This is a genomic window from Bradyrhizobium sp. CCBAU 53338 (assembly GCF_015291665.1).
Lineage (GTDB): Bacteria > Pseudomonadota > Alphaproteobacteria > Rhizobiales > Xanthobacteraceae > Bradyrhizobium.
Map to the genome: position 1 here is coordinate 2,377,974 of NZ_CP030048.1, position 17,525 is coordinate 2,395,498.

The window sequence follows — 17,525 nt, forward strand, 5'->3', positions numbered from 1 at the left end:
GTCAACCCATCGCGCAGGGAAGGCCGTGTGTTGGGCTTCGCCTGTATGCCGCTGTGCGGTCTTCTTGCGCTACACGTTCGCGCAGCGGACCGTGGGTGCCAGCCGGCACCCGGCCTTCCTGCACCCTCCTGATTTCAGAGGGCGGAGAGTTTAAGCAGAGCTCGGGCGAGATAAGCCGCGAGGCTGCAATGGTGTGTCTGCAATACAAAATACAAGTTGGAAGAGAGGTGCCGCTACCTCAAACGCCGCCATTGCGTAATGATGTGGATAGAGCTTGCGTCCAACTCTGCTCTCGTGCGTGTCCGGGACACGAGAAGTGGACCGCGCGCCATCGCCGGTTAAATATTCGGCAGTCACGCCCAGCCGGGCCTGATGGACTTGATCGTCGTAATCCGGTTGAATGGGGCCATCAGAGTTTCAGGCGCGACAACGATGTCGAGATATCTGCTGGTCCTGCTTTTGATCGCCTCGCCTGCGGTGGCTCAGGTGAAACCTGCTCCCAAAACCTCGGCGGCGCATCCCGATCCCTGCGCTCCGATCGGTCACACTGCGGACGGCAAGCTGGTCTATTCCATGAAATGCGAGAACCTGCCGGCGTCGCCTCCGCCCCCGCCGCAGGCGGAACTGAAGGAGGCTCCCGCGCCCGCCGCGGAGCCCGAGCCGGAGGTGCGGCGGAGCGGCCTGTTCGGCTGGTCCTACGACCGCAGGTGAGGGGCTCGCCGCCACTTGCGCGAAGCCCGCTGGAATGCTCTTTGCTTGCAAATTCCCCGTGGGGCCTCCGATCGCATGACTTGCGATTGCTTGGCCCCCGATCGAGAGAGATGAGATGAGCAAACTCGTTATCCGCGCAGGCGATTTCACCTTCGATGCCCGCTTCGAGGAGCAGGCGGCGCCCAAGACGGTTGCGGCGTTCCGCAAGGCGCTGCCGTTCGAGAGCCACATCATCCATGTGCGCTGGAGCGGCGAAGGCGTCTGGATGCCGCTCGGCGATCTCGACTTCGGCGTCGGCTACGAGAACCACACCAGCTATCCCGCACCGGGCCAGATCATCCTCTATCCCGGCGGCATCAGCGAGACCGAGATTCTGCTCGCCTATGGCGGCGTGCACTTCGCCAGCAAGATGGGCCAACTCGCCGGCAATCACTTCATCACCGTGACGTCGGGCCTGGAGAATTTGGCAACGCTGGGCAAGAGCGTGCTGTGGAAAGGCGCGTTGCCGATCCGCTTCGAGGAAGTCTGAGTGACTGATAGCAGCTACCCGCGCGATCTCCGCGGTTACGGCCGCAACCCGCCGCATCCGGAGTGGCCCGGCAATGCTCGGGTCGCGGTGCAGTTCGTCGTCAATTTCGAGGAAGGCGGCGAGAACAACATTTTGCACGGTGATCGTGCGTCGGAAGCTTTTCTGTCCGACGTGCTGGGTGCGCAGCCCTGGCCGGGCCAGCGCCACGCCAATATCGAATCCATGTTCGAATATGGCTCGCGCGCCGGCTTCTGGCGGCTGTGGCGGATGTTCAACGAGCGGAAGTGGCCGACCACCGTGTTCGGTGTCGCCACCGCGCTGAAGCGCAATCCGGAAATCGTGGCTGCGATGAAGGAGTCGGGCTGGGACATCGCGAGCCACAGCCTGAAATGGATCGAGCACAAGGACATGACCGAGGCGCAGGAGGGCGGCGAGATTGCCGAGTCGATCCGCGTCCACACCGAGGCGACCGGCGCGCGGCCGCTCGGCTGGTACACCGGGCGCTCCTCGATCAACACCATCAGGCTGCTGATGGAGGAGGGCGGCTTCCTCTATCTCTGCGATTCCTACGCCGACGATCTGCCCTATTGGGTCAAGGGCGCGAACGGCAAGCAACTCGTCATTCCCTATACGTTAGACGCCAACGACATGCGGTTCATCAATCCGCAGGGCTTTGCCGAGGGCGAGCAGTTCTACACCTATCTGAAAGACGCCTTCGACGTGCTCTATGCCGAAGGCGAGACTGCGCCGAAGATGATGTCGGTGGGGCTGCACTGTCGCCTCGCCGGTCGGCCCGGCCGCGCCGCGGGCCTGATCCGTTTCCTCGATTATATCGGCAAGCACGAGCGCGTCTGGGTGCCGACACGGCTCCAGATCGCGCAGCATTGGCACGACAAGCACGCGCATCTCGCCGCTGACGCGTTCGAGATCAGGTAAAGATGTGATGGTGCAAATCCCGCTCGCTGATCTCAACGCCGCCAGCAAGGCCGACTTCGTCGCCGCGCTCGCCAATGTCGTCGAATATTCGCCGTGGATCGCCGAGCAGCTCGCAGCACAGCGGCCGTTCGCCGGCATCAACGAGCTGCATGCCGCGCTTGTGGCCGCAATCCAGGCTGCCGAACCCGATGCGCAACTCGCGCTGATCCGGGCGCATCCCGATCTCGCCAACAAGACCCAGCGCGCGGCGGGCCTGACCGCGGAATCGGCCGAGGAGCAGAACAGCGCCGGTCTCGACCGGCTGTCGGAGGCCGAGTATGCCGCCTTCGAGCGTGTCAACAACGCCTATCGCGAAAAATTCGGCTTCCCCTACATCGTTTGCGTGCGGCGTCACAGCAGGGATTCGGTGCTGCGCGACTTCGAGACGCGACTGCGCAATATCTCGAAAACCGAGACCCGCCGTGCGATCGAGGAGATCGGCCGCATCTCGGCGTTGCGGCTCGATCAGCTCGTCGTCGCCGACGACAAGTTGAAAGTGCACGGCCGGCTCTCGACCCATGTGCTGGACAATCATGCCGGCAAGCCCGCGGCAGGAATCGCGGTGGAACTGATCGAGCTCGCCGCGCTCGGTGAGAGCCGCGTGATCGCACGTAATGTCACCAATGCCGACGGCCGCACCGACCAGCCGCTGATCGGCGGCCGACCGCTGCCGACCGGACGCTACGAACTCCGCTTCAGCGTCGCCAAATATTACGCCGAGCGTAACGTACAGCTCTCCGATCCGCCCTTCCTTGACGAGATTCCCTTGCGCTTTGCGATCAGCGAGCCGGAGAGCCACTACCACGTGCCGCTGCTGGTCACGCCCTGGAGCTATTCGACCTATCGCGGCAGCTAGTCGCCGAACTTGTCGTGCAGGGCCGGAAACAGTCGGTCCGGCTTGAACGGCGGCGCGTTGAAGCGGATGCCAGTGGCATCCGCGATCGCGTTGCCGAGCGCGGCGGCGACCGGATTGTACGGGCTCTCGCTCATCGACTTCGCTCCCAACGGCCCGATCGTGTCGGACGTCTCGGCAAAAAACACCTCCGTGCGCGGCACGTCCGCGAAGGACGGCAGATGGTAATCACGGAATTTGGGATTGGTGACGCGGCCCTCGGCGTCGATCACCATCTCCTCGTAGAGCGCCGCGCCAATGGCCTGCGCAACGCCGCCCTCGACTTGGCCGCGGCACTGCATGGGATTGGCGACGATTCCGGCATCGGCCGCCTGCACGCTCCTGAGAATCCTGACCTCGCCGGTGCCCTTGTTCACGGCGACGCGGAAGCCCTGTACATTGAAGCCGACCGACCGCGGCGTGCCCACGGAATTGCCGTGCGCCGCGAGCGGACGCCCCGCCTCGCGCGCGAGCTTCGCGACGTCGACAAAGGATATGCGCCGCACGCCGCTGACGACGAATTCGCCGTCGAGCGTGCAAGTCGCGACATCGCAAAGCCAGGCGCCGGCGGCCGCCGCCTTCAACGCCGCCGCAAGCTGCAACGCCGCTGCCTGCGTGGCCTTGCCGGCCACGAACGTGCCGGTGCTGCCATAGGCGCCGGTGTCGTGGCCGCCAAGGGCGGTGTCGGACTGGCGCAGGCGGATCCTGTCGACCGTGGTCGCCAGCACCGTCGCGGCGATCTGCCGGTGCACGGTGCTGGTGCCGTTGCCGAACTCGGCGGTGCCGACGGTGAGATCGAAGCTGCCGTCGTCGTTGAGCGCGATCATGGCGTCCGCGATGTGACCGGCGGGCGGCACCGTGTCGATCATGGTCAGCGCGATGCCGTCGCCGGTCAGCCAGTCCGGCGACAGCTCGGGCTGAGGCTGATCGACCTGCATGGCGCGCTCGACGAGGTCGATGCACTGGTCGAGCCCGTAGGAGCCGTAGAGCACGTCGTGATATTCGGACTCAGGCGGCGACAGCATGGGATCGCCGGGCCTGACGATGTTGCGGCGGCGCATGTCGTACGGGCTGATGCCGAGCTGCGTGGCCAGCTCGTCGATCGCGGCTTCCACCGCGATCAGGGCCTGCGGCAGCCCGTAGCCGCGAAACGCGCCTGCGGGCACCGTATTGGTATACACCACGAAGCCGTCGACCCGCTTGTTCGGGCAATTGTAGACGGCGATGGACTCCGACACCGCGTGGAACATCACGGATGGGCCGTGATTGCCGTAAGCGCCGGTGTTGGAAAGCAAATCGAGCTGGAGCGCGGTGAGCTTGCCGTCGGCGTCGGCGCCGGCCTTGATATGGACCCGCATCGGATGCCGCGTCGAAGTCGCGATGAACTGCTCCTCGCGGGTGAGCTCGAGCTTGACCGGACGCCCCGTCTTCAGCGCGGCCAGTGCCAGAATATCCTCGACGAACATCTCCTGCTTGCCGCCAAAACCGCCGCCGACGCGCTCGCAGAACACACGGACCTTGTCCATGGGCAGTTGGAAGATGTCCGAGAGCGCGCGCCGGGTGAGGAATGGCACCTGCGTGGAGGTGCGGACGTTGAGCACGCCAGTCTCGTCGAGCCAGGCAAGGCCGCCATGGGTCTCCAGCGCGGCGTGCTGCACGCGGTGACTGTGGAAGGTGGCCTCGTAAGTGACGGCGGATGCGGCGAGCGCGGAGGCGACATCGCCGAACTCGCCATGAATCTCCGAGACGAGATTGCGCTGTGCGTCGGCAACGCGGTTCGCACCGGTTCGATCGGGATGAACGAGCGGCGCGCCAGGCATCATCGCCTGTTCGGGGTCGATCAGCGCAGGCAGGACCTCGTATTCGACATTAAGTTGGCGACAGGCCTCCTCGGCAGCAGCCTCACTCTCGGCGACGACGGCGGCGACCTTCTGGCCGATGAAGCGGACGATTTCGTCGAGGATGCGGGTATCCTCGGGGTCCATCCAGTCCTTTTCGTGCCGCGCCGTCGAGATCAGCACCGATGGCGCGTCCTCATGCGTCAGGATCGCGCGCACGCCTGCTACGGCCATCGCCGCCGATTTGTCGATCGCGACGATCCGTGCATGCGCATGCGGGGAGCGCAGCAGCTTGATATGCAGAAGATTGTCGATCTCCGTGTCGAAGGTGTAGCGCGCCTTGCCGCGGACGATTTCGGCGCCAGCGGGTGCCGGCAGGCTGCGGCCGAAAGCGCCTCCGGCCTCGACGCTGTCCTCGACATTGGTCTTGCCGTTGATCGCATCCTCGATCGATCGGTAGCCGGTGCAGCGGCAGATGTTGCCCTTCAGCGCGGCACCGAGATCGGTGCGCTGGGCCTGGTTCAGCGAGGCGCAGGTCAGGATCATGCCGGCGGTGCAGAAACCGCATTGAAATCCCTGCGCGTCGAGAAAGGCCTGCTGCATCGGATGCGCGCCATCGCTGCCGCCGAGACCTTCGATCGTCGTGACGGCGCGTCCCTCCGCGCGAAACGCGGGGATCAGGCAACTATGCACGGGCTCGCCGTCGAGCAGCACGGTGCAGGCGCCGCAATCGCCGGCGTCGCAACCCTTTTTCACTCCGAACTGGCCAAGCTCCCGCAGGAAAGTGCGCAGGCATTGGCCGGCGCGCGGCGCTTGCGGGAAGCTGGTGCCATTGACCTCGAAGCTCATGGCGGCGTCGCACCCAGGAGCTCGATGCGGATCTCCTCGGCGAGCCGCAGCGTCATGTGCTTGCGCCAGAAAGGCTTGCCATGAATGTCGGCGTGATAGAGATCGTCGGAGATCTTCTCGGAGATAGCGGCGCGAAGCGCGCTCGCGTCAGGCGGCTTGGGAAACGACAGCTGGATCGGGTGCACGGTCGATGCGGTCACGGTCAGCTTCAGCGCGCCAGCGCCATCGAGGCTCCCGATCAGAAGGGCTGCGGAGCGTCCGACGGCTGCAAGCGAGATCTGGCGGAACGCGGATCGACGCTTCAATGCGGCGATCGGAATGTCGATCTGCCGCAGCAGGTCGCCCGGTGACAGGCGGTTGCGCTGATTACCCGTGACGAATTCGACGACGGGAATCTTTTGCTCGCCGCCGCCGGCCTTCCAGATGGTGCAGACGCCGTCGAGCGCAGCGGTGAGCGAGATCATCGGACCCGCCGGCAGCGACATGCAGAGATTGCCGCCGACCGTCGCCGTCTTCCAGATCTTGAAGGAGGCGAGGAACGCACGGCAGCATTGGCTGATGAGTGGTGCTGCATGCCAATCGGTCGGGCAGGTGAGTGCATCGAGTTGCGAGATGGTGCAGGTGGCGGCGATGCCGAGGCGATCGGGCGTGACCGTCAGCGCCGGCCATTTCAGATCGGTGAGATCGATCAGCCGCGTGAGGTGAACTTGCGGCTCCGAGAACAGCCACGTGCCGCCCGCGAGCCAAGCATCACCTGGCGTCCAAACGGGCAGGTCGGAGCGCGTTTGCGGATGAGCGACCGCTGTGATGGTATTCAAGTCCATGCTGCGAAAATGCTTGGGCCGGGTGATTTGTCTCGAGGGAAAGTCTTGCAAGACCAGCGCCAAGTAGCAACAACAAGTCGCAGCAACGATATCGAAGGGATGGCCTCTGCTTTGCAGGCCAGTCTTCAACGCGGGCGAGGAGAAACAGGATCATGAGCGCCGCAAAGCCGATCTGGATCAGGGATCCTCTGGCCATCCTCGCCGATGGCGCGGAGCGCGGGATCGTGGTGAGGAATGGCCGCATCATCGAGCTTGTGCCGGCCGGCGGAACGCCGGCGGCCGCAGACGTCACGGTGTTCGATGCGAGCGAGCATGTCGTGCTGCCAGGCCTCATCAACACGCATCATCACTTTTATCAGACGCTGACACGAGCGTTGCCGGCCGCGATGGACCGCGAGCTGTTTCCCTGGCTGCAGGCGCTTTATCCGGTCTGGGCGAGGATGACCCCTGAGTCGCTCGAGCTCGGCGTCACCGTGGCCATGTCTGAGTTGCTCCTCTCGGGTTGCACGACGACGACGGATCATCACTACGTTTTTCCGGCCGGGCTCGAAGAGTCCGTCGATATCGAGGTCGGTGTCGCAAAGCGGCTCGGGATGCGCGTGCTGCTGACGCGTGGTTCGATGAACCTGTCGCAGCGTGACGGCGGTCTGCCGCCTGACAGCGTCGTACAGGACGAGGACACGATCCTGGCCGACAGCGCGCGGGTGGTGGCAAAGCATCACCAGCGTGGCGCGGATGCAATGGTGCAGATTGCGCTCGCGCCCTGCTCGCCGTTCTCGGTGACGACGTCGCTGATGCGCGCCACCGCCGATCTCGCCGACAAGCTCGACGTGCGCCTGCACACCCATCTCGCCGAGACCGAGGACGAGAACAAATTCTGCGAGCAGATGTACGGCTGCCGTCCACTCGACTATCTCGAGCAATGCGGCTGGCTCAGTGCGCGGACCTGGCTCGCCCACGGCATCTTTTTCAACGCCGACGAGATGAAGCGGCTCGGCAAGGCAAGAACCACCATCAGCCACTGTGCCTGTAGCAACCAGCTGCTGGCCTCGGGCTGCTGCCCGGTGTGCGAGATGGAGGAGGCCGGTGTCGGTATCGGGATCGGTGTCGATGGTTCAGCTTCGAACGACGGATCGAACCTGATGCAGGAGGTACGCGCGGCGTTCCTGCTGCAGCGGGCGCACTACGGCGTGAGCAGGGTCAGCCACAAGGATGCGCTGCGCTGGGCCACCCAAGGCTCGGCGGCCTGCGTCGGCCGTCCGGAACTCGGCGAGATCGCGGTCGGCAAGGCGGCCGACCTCGCGCTGTTCAAGCTGGACGAGCTGCGCTTCTCCGGCCATGGCGACCCCCTGGCTGCCCTGGTGCTTTGCGGGGCGCATCGGGCCGACAGGGTGATGGTGGCTGGGAACTGGGCCGTGGTCGACGGTGCGATCCCGGGACTGGACCTTGCGGACCTCGTCCGCCGGCACAGCGCCGCGGCGCGGGCGATGCAGACGGGTGGGCTTGGAAAATAGAAGGAGGGGGCGACCACAAGTGCCGGGTGCTTCTGGCCACCCCCTCCAAACCTCCTCCGGGAGGAGCAGGTGATTAAGGTGATGCAAGAAGCGTGCTACTTGCCCGGCAGCTTGTCGTCGATGCCCTTGACGTAGAAATTCATGCCGAGGATCTGGCCGTCGGCGAGATTGGCGCCGCCCTTGCACTCGATCTCCTTGCCGTCCTGCCCAATGACCGGGCATTTGAACGGGTGCAGCTTGCCGGCGGTGATTGCCGCCTGGGCATCCTCGGCGATCTTTTTCACGTCATCAGGCATGTTGGTATACGGCGCCATCGCGAACATGTGGCTGTCGAGACCGCCCCAGGTGTCTTCCGACTTCCAGGTGCCGTCGAGCTCGGCCTTGACGCGGGCGATGTAGTAGGGGCCCCAGGTGTCGAGGATCGAGGTCAGCTGGGTCTTGGGCCCGAACTTGATCATCTCGGAGTCCTGGCCGAATGCGAGCTTGCCGCGCTCGCTGGCGATCTGCATCGCGGCGGGCGAATCGGTGTGCTGCATGATCACGTCGGCGCCCTGGTCGATCAGCGCCTTGGCGGCGTCGGCCTCCTTGCCCGGGTCGAACCAGGTGTTGGCCCAGATGATCTTGACCTTGATGTTCGGGTTGATGCTCTGCGCCGCGATCATGGTCGCGTTGATGCCGGAGACCACCTCTGGAATCGGGAACGAGCCGATGTAGCCGAGCACGCCCGATTTCGACATCTTGGCCGCAATCAGGCCTTGAATGTAGCGGCCCTGGTACCATTTCGACGAATAGGTCGACATGTTCTTGTCGCGCTTGTAGCCGGTGGCGTGCTCGAAATGCACGTTCGGATATTTCTTGGCGACCTTCAGGGTCGGGTCCATGTAGCCGAACGACGTCGTGAAGATCAGCTTGTTGCCGGCGCGGACGAGTTGCTCGATGGCGCGCTCGGCGTCGGGGCCTTCGGGGACGTTCTCGAGATAGGTGGTCTCGATCTTGTCGCCGAACTCCTTCACCAGCGCCTGGCGGGCAAGCTCGTGCTGGTAGGTCCAGCCGAGGTCGCCGATCGGGCCGAGGTAAATGAAGCCGACTTTCAGCTTGTCGGCAGCGGAGGCTGCGCTGACGCTTCCGGCAAGCAGAAGGCCGGCGGCCAGCGCAAGAAGTGATTTCCTCATCATCAATCTCCAAACATCAGGGGAAAGCCAAGATCCGCAACGTGCGCGCCCCATCGCGCACGTCGCGAAAATGAAAAGGCTAGCGGTCAGGCACGAACACGGTGCCGAGCGCGGCCGGCGCGGTCGAGCCGCCGGTGCGGGCGCGGGAGAGCAGCACCAGCACGATGACGGTTGCAAGATAGGGCAGCGCCGACATGAATTGCGAGGGAATGCCGACGCCCCAGCCTTGCGCATGCAGCTGCAGGATCGTCACCGCGCCGAACAGGTAAGCGCCGACCACGAGCCGGCCGGGCCGCCAGGATGCGAACACGACCAGCGCCAGCGCGATCCAGCCGCGACCCGCGGTCATGCCGGGAATGAAGAACGGCGTGTAGGCGAGCGGCAGATAAGCCCCCGCAAGTCCGGCGCAGGCGCCGCCGAACACCACGGCAAGGGTGCGAATGCGCAGCACGGGATAGCCGAGCGCATGTGCGGAAACGTGATTGTCGCCGCAGGCGCGCAGGATCAATCCCGCGCGCGTGCGGTACAGGAACCACCACACGCCGATGATGAGTGCGATGGAGAAGTAGACGAAGGCGTCTTCACCGAATAGCACGCGGCCGATCAGAGGAACGTCGGTGAGGCCAGGAATGTACAAATGTGCGGCCGGCGTAAGCCGCTCGCCGACGAAGCCGGCACCGATCAGGCCGGACAGGCCGACGCCGAGTATAGTCAGCGCGAGTCCTGTTGCGACCTGATTGACGGCGAGCCCGAGCGCCATGAGCGCGAAGATCAGCGACATCAGCATTCCCGCGATGATGCCGAACAGCGCGCCGACGAAGATTGACCCGGTGAGCCACGCGCCGCCAAAGCCGCAGGCGGCGCCGACGATCATCATGCCCTCGACGCCGAGATTGAGCACGCCCGAGCGCTCGGTCACGAGCTCGCCGGTCGCCGCGATCAGGAGCGGCGTCGAGGCGGCGAGCACCGACAGGATGATGGCTTCAACCAGCTCCACGGGTCACCTGTCGGTTCGCGAAGACCAGCTTGAAGCGATAGAGGATGAGGGAATCGCATGCGAGCACGTAGAACAGCAGGATGCCCTGGAAGACCTTGGTGACGTCCAACGGGATCTTCATCGCGATCTGCGCCTGCTCACCACCGATAAAGGTCAATGCGAGAAAGAGGCCTGCAATTAATATTCCAATCGGATTCAACCGGCCGAGGAACGCGACGATGATCGCGGTGAAACCATAGCCGGGCGAGATGCCGGGCTGGAGGTGCCCGACGGGTCCGGCGACCTCGATGATGCCGGCAAGACCGGCAAGTGCGCCCGATACCGCGAAGGTCAGGATGATCAGCTGGTTGGCGTTGAAGCCGCCGAACCGCGCAGCGCGCGGTGCAGCGCCCACCACGCGGATTTCGAACCCCTTGATGGTCCGCCCGAGCAGGATTGCGGCGGCCGCGACGACCAGCAGTGCAATGATCGAGCCCAGATGCAGCCGGCCGCCTTCGATCAGCAGCGGCACCGTCGCCACGGGATCGAACTCAGCCGTGGTCGGGAAGTTGAAGCCGTTCGGGTCGCGCCAGGGACCGCGGACGAGATAGTCCAGCAGGAGGTCGGCGACATAGACCAGCATCAGGCTGGTCAGGATCTCGCTGGCCCCGAACTTCACCTTGCAGATCGCCGGGATCAACGCATAAAGCGCACCCGCGGCGGCAGCGAGCACGAGCATCGCCGGCAGCACCCAGGCGCCGGCGTCGGTACCTTGCGTCTTCACCGCGATCCAGCTTCCGGCGACGGCGCCGATCAGGAACTGACCCTCGGCACCGATGTTCCAGGCGTTGGCGAGATAGCAGAGCGACAGCCCGATCGCGATCATCACTAATGGTGTCGCCTTCACGGCGATCTCCTGGAGCGAATAACTGTCGGTCAGGGGCGCGATGAAATAGGCCTGCAGGGCGAGCAGCGGATTCTTGCCGAGGATTGCGAACAGGATGGTCATGGTCACGATGGTCAAGCCGATCGCGATCAGTGGCGAGATCAGCGCGATCGTGTTGGAGCGCTCGGTGCGCCTCTCAAGCACCAACTGCACGTGCAGCCTCCTTCGGCTCCAGACTGCTGCCGCCCATGAGCAGGCCGAGTGTTTCGCGCGTCGCGTCGCGCGTTGCGAGCGGCTCCGACAGCCGGCCATGGAACATCACGGCGATGCGGTCGGCGATCTCGGCGAGTTCGTCAAGATCCTGGCTGGTCACGAGCACGGCGGCGCCAGAAGTTGCAAGGTCAAGCAGGGCCTGGCGGATGACGGACGCGGCACCGGCGTCGACGCCCCAGGTCGGCTGGCTCACCACCAGCACCGCAGGGTTGCGCAGGATCTCGCGGCCGACGATGAACTTTTGCAAGTTGCCGCCCGAGAGGGACGCGGCTTCCGGATCCCGCTTGGCCTTGCGTACGTCGAATGTCTCCGTGGCCTTGTCCACGGTCTTCAACGTGGCCGCGGTGTCGATGAAGCCGTGATTGACCATGCCGCTGGCGGCGTGTCCGGTGAGCAGTGCGTTCTCCGACAGCTTCATGCGCGGGGCGGTGCCGTGGCCGAGCCGCTCTTCGGGCACAAAGGCGGCGCCGAGCCTGCGCCGCTTGGTGATCGAGAGGTGACCGGCGGCGATGCCTTCGATCACCACAGTTCCGGGATCCTTCGACAACCGTTCGCCGGACAGCGCCGCGAACAGTTCGTCCTGGCCATTGCCAGCGACGCCGGCGATGCCGAGGATCTCGCCGCCCTTCAGCTCGAACGAGATGTGCTCGAGCCGCATACCGTGTGCCTCGGCTGGCGCGAGCGAGAGATCGTTGACGACCAGTCGCGGTATCGTCGTCTTCCGGCTGGCGGCAGCCTTCACCTCCCTAATCTCGCCGCCGACCATCATGCGTGCGAGGGAGGCTGCGGTTTCGAGCCGGGGATTGCAGGTCTGAATCTTTTTGCCGCCGCGCAGGATCGTCGCGGTGTCGCAGAGCCGCTTCACCTCCTCGAGTTTGTGGCTGATGTAGAGGATGGCGCGGCCTTCCGCCTTGAGCCGCTCCAGCACGACGAAGAGCTGGTCGGCTTCCTGCGGCGTCAGCACGGCGGTCGGCTCGTCGAGGATCAGGAATTTCGGATCCTGCATCAGCGCCCGGACGATCTCGATGCGCTGGCGCTCGCCGACCGACAGTTGCCAGACCTCCCGCTTGGGATCGAGCGGCAGTCCATAGGTCTTCGACACCTGCTCCAGCCGCGCCGACATGTCCCTGAAGGATTCCCTGCCGTCGAGGCCAAGCGCGACGTTCTCGGCGACGGTGAGATTGTCGAACAGCGAGAAATGCTGGAACACCATGCCGATGCTAAGGCTGCGCGCTTCCGACGGGCCGGACAGTACGATCGGCGCGCCCTGCCAGCGGATCTCGCCGGCGCTCGGCTGGATCAGCCCATAAATCGCCTTCACCAGCGTCGACTTGCCGGCGCCGTTCTCGCCGAGGAGCGCATGGATCTCCTTCGGCCAGACGTCAATGTCGATCGAATCGTTGGCGAGAAAATCCCCGTAGCGCTTGGTGAGCCCGAGCGTCTGAAGCAGCGGAGACTCGCCGGAATGCGGGCCGTTAGGCGTTGGATCAAACATTCGCCGATGCGCTTGCATGAGATGAAGTGGCTCAATAGTGGGCTAGTTTGAAGCGGCACGTAAGGTGTGAAAATGCGTCATCCCTTGCTTAACGCTTCGGCAGGGGGCCTCTGTCGGGAGTCGCAGTCCTGCGCGAGCGATGATTGCCTCTATCGGGCGTCCCGAAGTCGTTGCAGTGGCGGCCTCAAGGTGACGCCTGTTGCAAATTTGTGACGGTTCAAACCAAATCGGAACCCGCTGTGCAGGCCCGACGTGGGGTTGAGCAAAATCGCGCCAGCGTGCGTATGCAATGTGGGGTCGTCGCGGCAGCCATTGCCGGCATTGGCATCCACGTTGCGCGCTCGAGATAAAACGCAAACGGAATCAACCGGGAATGTCTGGCATCGCGCTGCCGATTCTGCGCGACGCTGACATCCAGAAACCCCGAGATTTCCGCGGTGAATCGCCGCTTGCTGCCGAAACATACGGCATGCCTTGGGAAAAGTTGAGGCTTCTCACTCCGGGAGTTCGGCGCAAGTGTCGCACCCAAGGGGCGTTCATTTTTAAGTGTCCAAACTCGGGGGTATTCAGGATGTCGTTTCGTTTCAAGGCAATTGCAGCAACGGCGCTGTCACTTGCTACGCTGGCCATCGGCGGCTGGGCTCAGGCGGCGGATCTGCCGGTCAAGGCGGCCAAAAAGGCGCCTGACCTTCCGTTCTTCCTGGTGATCGACAACCGCGTGTCGTTCTCCTGGATGCCGAAGGGCACCGACCCCGGCATGTGGAGCGTCAGTCCGGATGGCAGCATCAACGGCACCACCGCCAAGCAGGTCTACTCCTTCACCCACTTCGACCTCTGGGCCTACGGCACCAATTTCTTCACGATCTCGATGTTCAAGTCGGGCCATAACGACCCGGCTTCGCCCTGCACGGCGCCGGGCGTGAACATCAACGGCACCGCCAGCGATTGCGCCGGCGCAACCGAGATCTACGGCCTGTTCCGCTCGACCTTGGGCTGGAACGAATTGTTCAACACCAAGACCTTTACCATGGGTCCGCTGCACAACATTTCGTTCGAAGTCGGTATGGACGCCAACAGCGAGAACACCTTCCTCGCGCCCGCCAAGCGCGACGTAGTCGCCGGTCTCCAGTTCGCTTTCGACCTTCCGTACAAGGGCTATATCGACGTCGCTCCATTGATGTACTGGGAGTTCTCGAATCACAACGCCTTCACGCAGTGCGGCTTGTTCGGCGCGGGTACGCCCGGCGTGACCTGTAACTCCGACGGCAATGTCAGCTACAACCCGACCTGGGCCGTCGAAATCAACTACTACATGGATCTCGGCTTCCTGCCGCCGAACATGCAGTTCTGGTCGATCAGCGGCCGTGCCGGCTGGTATGGCCCGAAGGGCGACTCGAACGGTCTTCCCGCACTCTCGGGCATTGGCCGGTTGTCGACCGCTTCGAAGACCGAACTGAACAGCGAACCGATCCGCCTGACCTTCGACGCGTCGAAGGCGGCCTGGGGTGACAAGTACTCGCACTTCGTCGACCTCTGGGTCGCCTATCGCTACTGGCAGAACAAGTTCGGCCTCGACCACAACGCCATGCCCGGCGTCTGCACGGTCGCCGCGACCGGCCAGAGCACTCACAGCTGCACCGAGTCCACCGTCTATGGTGGTGTTACTGTGAAATTCTGATCTGCCTCTGACGAAATGCCGATGGCGCCGCAGAAATGCGGCGCCATTTGTCGTTTTGGCTTCGCCAGAATACCGCTGGCTCGCCTAAAAAAAAATCGCAGGTTGCGTAATTTCGATAGGCCAATTGGCGGAACATTTGTTCTTTCCACCTCATATCGCAAGGCAGGGCGGCTGTGCGAACGACTCAATATGGCTGCGCTGCGCCGCCCGGGATACGGCGCGGCGAGAAGCAGTCATGCCGGGAAGAGGCCTCATGTCGCAAATCGAAGATAGATTGCAATTGATCGGCCTGAACGCCGCCGAGCGCGCTTTGCTCTGCGAGCATGCGAGCCTCGTAGGGGAGGCGTTGCCGGTCGTTCTCGATCGCTTCTACAAGGACATACTCAGTGTGCCGAGGTTGCAGCGGCAGTTCCGCGACGATGCGCACATCCATCGCGCGAAGACAGCTCAGCTCAAGCACTGGTTGATGATCCTGGACGGCGAGTTCGATGACGCCTACATGGCGTCGGCCGTGAGGATCGGCCAGGCGCATCACAGAATCGGACTTGAGCCACGCGACTACATCGCGGCCTACGCCAAGCTCTTGAACGCCCTGCAGAGCGAGGTCGAGGACAGATTGTCGGGTTGGCGCCGGCGCAGTAAGCGGCGGGCCCTTCAGGATGCCCTGACACGTGCGGCACTCCTCGACATGGATCTCGCTCTCAGCGTCTACATCTCACGGTCGATGGACGATCAGAGCCGAACGGCCCTTCGCGACATGTGTGAGATTCTCGAGGCTGATCTCGATAGTGCGGTCTCCGAGGTTCTGACCATCAGCAATGAGGCCGCTGAACGCAGCGAGAGCGCGGCCCAGGATGCCAAGGCGATTGCCGCGGAGGCTTTCACGGTCGCCGCATCGTCCGAACAGGCCACGGGCAATGTGTCCTCGGTCTCAGCCGCGACAGAGCAGCTCTCGGCTGCAGGCCGCGAGATCGCGGAGCGCGCGGTGCAGACCGCGCAGTTGGCCACGCGCGCAGCCGACGAGATCGAGCGGGCCGGGTCGACCGTTGCTGCGCTCAACGACGCAGCGAACCGTATTCAGGCCGTCACCAAGCTGATCTCCGAGGTTGCTGCCCAAACCAATCTTTTGGCTCTCAACGCCACGATCGAGGCGGCCCGCGCAGGTGAAGCCGGCAAGGGTTTCGCCGTCGTGGCTCACGAGGTGAAGGCGCTATCCCGGAAGACCAGCGAGGCAGCCGAGGATATCGCTCAACGGATCCAGGACATTTGCCATGCCTCGCAGCAGAGCATCGAGGTGATTGCCAGGGTCGGGACCGCGGTCTCCGATATCAAGGAGGTGACCGGCGCCGTCGCTGCGGCTGCCGAGGAGCAGGAAGCGACGCTGCAGGACGTTGCGCGCAGCTTGACGGAAGCGTCCCAGGGCGTGGCTGCGGTCTCACACAACGTTGCCCGGATCTCCGGCCGATCCACTGAAATCGAGACGCAGTCGAACACACTGTCGGGACTCGTGAACGGCACACATGGTCGCGTATCGGAGCTCCGTGCCAATCTGGTCGTTTCGCTTCGCTCCTCCTATGCGGGCGACCGCCGCTCACAGGAAAACCGGCGTCCGGTATCGTTGGCTGCCGTGGCACAATCGGACGGGGCGCGGATCGATGGCACCGTGCTTGACCTGTCCGAAGGCGGCCTGCGTTTTCGCGCGAAAGATGGCCGGAACGAGTTGCGCGAAGGGAGCTCGATTGTTGTTCGGACCAGCGAGCTCGGCGAAGTCAGAGGCAAGATCATTGCGATCGGGCAGCCCAATGTTCACGTCCAGTTCGACGCGCTCTCGAACGATCGCAAGGATGCGGTCGCGACATATCTCCGGAATGTCGATTCGACGGATGAAAAATTCGTTGCTGCCGCACGCCAGGCAGCCGGGCGGATCAGCGCCGCATTTGAAGCGGCGCTCGCGAAGGGAGATATTTCGGAGGCCGATCTATTCAATTTCGAATATCGGCCAATCGCGGGTTCCAGTCCACAGCAATTCGAGGCGCCCTTCTTGACGATGTGCGATCGCATTCTCCCCGACATTCAGGAGGGCATACTAGGCCTCGATCCACGGGTTGCATTTTGCGCTGCGGTCGATACCAACGCTTATCTTCCTACCCACAATCGCAAGTTCTCTCAGCCTCAGCGGCCGAACGATCCGGCTTGGAATGCCGCCAATTCGAGGAATAGACGTTTCTTCAAGGACAGCGCCGGGTTACGCGCGGCACGTACCACGCGCGAATTTCTCTTGCAGACCTACGATCGCGACATGGGCGGCGGTGCGATTGTCACGCTCAAGGAGGTAGACGCGCCCCTTCGTGTCAATGGCAGGCACTGGGGCGGACTGCGTCTGGCTTTCAAGGCCTGACGGGCCGGGCTGTCCCGACTATTTCGTCCACACGCCGTCGTGCAGTGCTGCGGCCTCATCCTCCAGCATGGGCCCGACCACTGTTGTCGGCCGCTGACCGCCGGCAAAGACCACGCGGCAGGGTAGATCGAGCGTCGGGTTCTCCGCGTGATTACCGGTGATGCCGCGCAGGCGGTGCTCGCTGAGGCCATAGACGACGCGGCCGATACCGGCCCAGTAGATCGCGCCTGAACACATCGCGCATGGTTCGGCCGACGAATAGAGTGTGGCCTTTGCCAGTACCTCGCGGCCGAGCGTTCGGCAGGCCTGTGTGGCCGCAAGGCGCTCGGCATGCGCGGTGCCGTCATGGTCGGGCATGTAGCCGTTCTCGGTCTCGATCAGCACGCGGCCGTCGGCTTCGACGACGATGCAGCCGAAGGGATGGTTGCCATGGGTGAGGGAGCGGCGGGCGACCGCGAAGGACAAGCGGAGGAAGTGCTCGTCGCGCTCCATCGCGCTGCTCATCGCAACTCCCC

14 protein-coding genes are annotated in these 17,525 nt (G+C 63.9%); 7 read left to right on the forward strand and 7 right to left on the reverse strand.

Annotated elements, in window-relative coordinates; all coding sequences use genetic code 11:
• The first annotated feature begins 432 nt into the window (after window positions 1-432).
• The 4 genes from XH90_RS11185 (at window position 433) to uraD (ending at window position 3,071) form a co-directional block, all read left to right on the forward strand.
• A complete protein-coding gene (locus XH90_RS11185) occupies window positions 433-711 on the forward strand; it encodes a hypothetical protein (protein WP_194481332.1) in 279 nt (92 codons plus the stop codon).
• A 115-nt stretch (window positions 712-826) separates the two neighbouring features.
• On the forward strand, window positions 827-1,240 hold the full coding sequence (locus XH90_RS11190) for a DUF3830 family protein (RefSeq protein WP_188096533.1): 414 nt from the start codon (window positions 827-829) through the stop codon (window positions 1,238-1,240).
• On the forward strand, window positions 1,241-2,176 hold the full coding sequence (gene puuE / locus XH90_RS11195) for an allantoinase PuuE (protein WP_194481342.1): 936 nt from the start codon (window positions 1,241-1,243) through the stop codon (window positions 2,174-2,176).
• 7 nt (window positions 2,177-2,183) lie between these two features.
• On the forward strand, window positions 2,184-3,071 hold the full coding sequence (gene uraD, locus XH90_RS11200) for a 2-oxo-4-hydroxy-4-carboxy-5-ureidoimidazoline decarboxylase (protein ID WP_194481350.1): 888 nt from the start codon (window positions 2,184-2,186) through the stop codon (window positions 3,069-3,071).
• Here uraD and XH90_RS11205 read toward each other — a convergent pair.
• The gene (locus XH90_RS11205) at window positions 3,068-5,794 is read right to left on the reverse strand and encodes a molybdopterin cofactor-binding domain-containing protein (protein WP_194481352.1); all 2,727 of its coding nucleotides are present in this window, start codon (window positions 5,792-5,794) and stop codon (window positions 3,068-3,070) included. The two genes, uraD and XH90_RS11205, sit on opposite strands and share 4 nt — an antisense overlap.
• Entirely contained in the window at window positions 5,791-6,618 is an 828-nt protein-coding gene (locus XH90_RS11210; RefSeq protein WP_194481354.1) for an FAD binding domain-containing protein, read from the reverse strand. The genes XH90_RS11205 and XH90_RS11210 overlap by 4 nt, the downstream gene beginning before the upstream one ends.
• A 152-nt stretch (window positions 6,619-6,770) precedes the next feature.
• Here XH90_RS11210 and XH90_RS11215 point away from each other — a divergent pair, with 152 nt between their 5' ends.
• Entirely contained in the window at window positions 6,771-8,132 is a 1,362-nt protein-coding gene (locus tag XH90_RS11215; protein WP_194481356.1) for an 8-oxoguanine deaminase, read from the forward strand.
• Between the two features lie 95 nt (window positions 8,133-8,227).
• On the opposite strand, the gene XH90_RS11220 is transcribed toward XH90_RS11215, so the two are convergent.
• The 4 genes from XH90_RS11220 to XH90_RS11235 all read right to left on the reverse strand — a co-directional run bounded on the left by XH90_RS11220 (window position 8,228) and on the right by XH90_RS11235 (window position 12,934).
• The gene (locus XH90_RS11220; RefSeq protein ID WP_194481358.1) at window positions 8,228-9,304 is read right to left on the reverse strand and encodes a BMP family ABC transporter substrate-binding protein; all 1,077 of its coding nucleotides are present in this window, start codon (window positions 9,302-9,304) and stop codon (window positions 8,228-8,230) included.
• A 79-nt stretch (window positions 9,305-9,383) separates the two neighbouring features.
• A complete protein-coding gene (locus XH90_RS11225) occupies window positions 9,384-10,301 on the reverse strand; it encodes an ABC transporter permease (protein ID WP_194481360.1) in 918 nt (305 codons plus the stop codon).
• Window positions 10,288-11,379, reverse strand: a complete 1,092-nt coding sequence (locus XH90_RS11230; protein WP_194481363.1) for an ABC transporter permease — start codon at window positions 11,377-11,379, stop codon at window positions 10,288-10,290. Before XH90_RS11230 ends, XH90_RS11225 begins: the two co-directional genes overlap by 14 nt.
• A complete protein-coding gene (locus XH90_RS11235) occupies window positions 11,363-12,934 on the reverse strand; it encodes an ABC transporter ATP-binding protein (protein ID WP_371748343.1) in 1,572 nt (523 codons plus the stop codon). Before XH90_RS11235 ends, XH90_RS11230 begins: the two co-directional genes overlap by 17 nt.
• A gap of 571 nt (window positions 12,935-13,505) precedes the next feature.
• Here XH90_RS11235 and XH90_RS11240 point away from each other — a divergent pair.
• On the forward strand, window positions 13,506-14,612 hold the full coding sequence (locus tag XH90_RS11240) for a hypothetical protein (RefSeq protein WP_194481370.1): 1,107 nt from the start codon (window positions 13,506-13,508) through the stop codon (window positions 14,610-14,612).
• 124 nt (window positions 14,613-14,736) lie between these two features.
• Entirely contained in the window at window positions 14,737-17,010 is a 2,274-nt protein-coding gene (locus XH90_RS11245; RefSeq protein WP_194481380.1) for a protoglobin domain-containing protein, read from the forward strand.
• Window positions 17,011-17,028: 18 nt separating this feature from the next.
• Here the strand turns inward: XH90_RS11245 and XH90_RS11250 are convergent, their stop codons facing one another.
• Window positions 17,029-17,514, reverse strand: a complete 486-nt coding sequence (locus tag XH90_RS11250; RefSeq protein WP_194481382.1) for a nucleoside deaminase — start codon at window positions 17,512-17,514, stop codon at window positions 17,029-17,031.
• Window positions 17,515-17,525 lie beyond the last annotated feature (11 nt).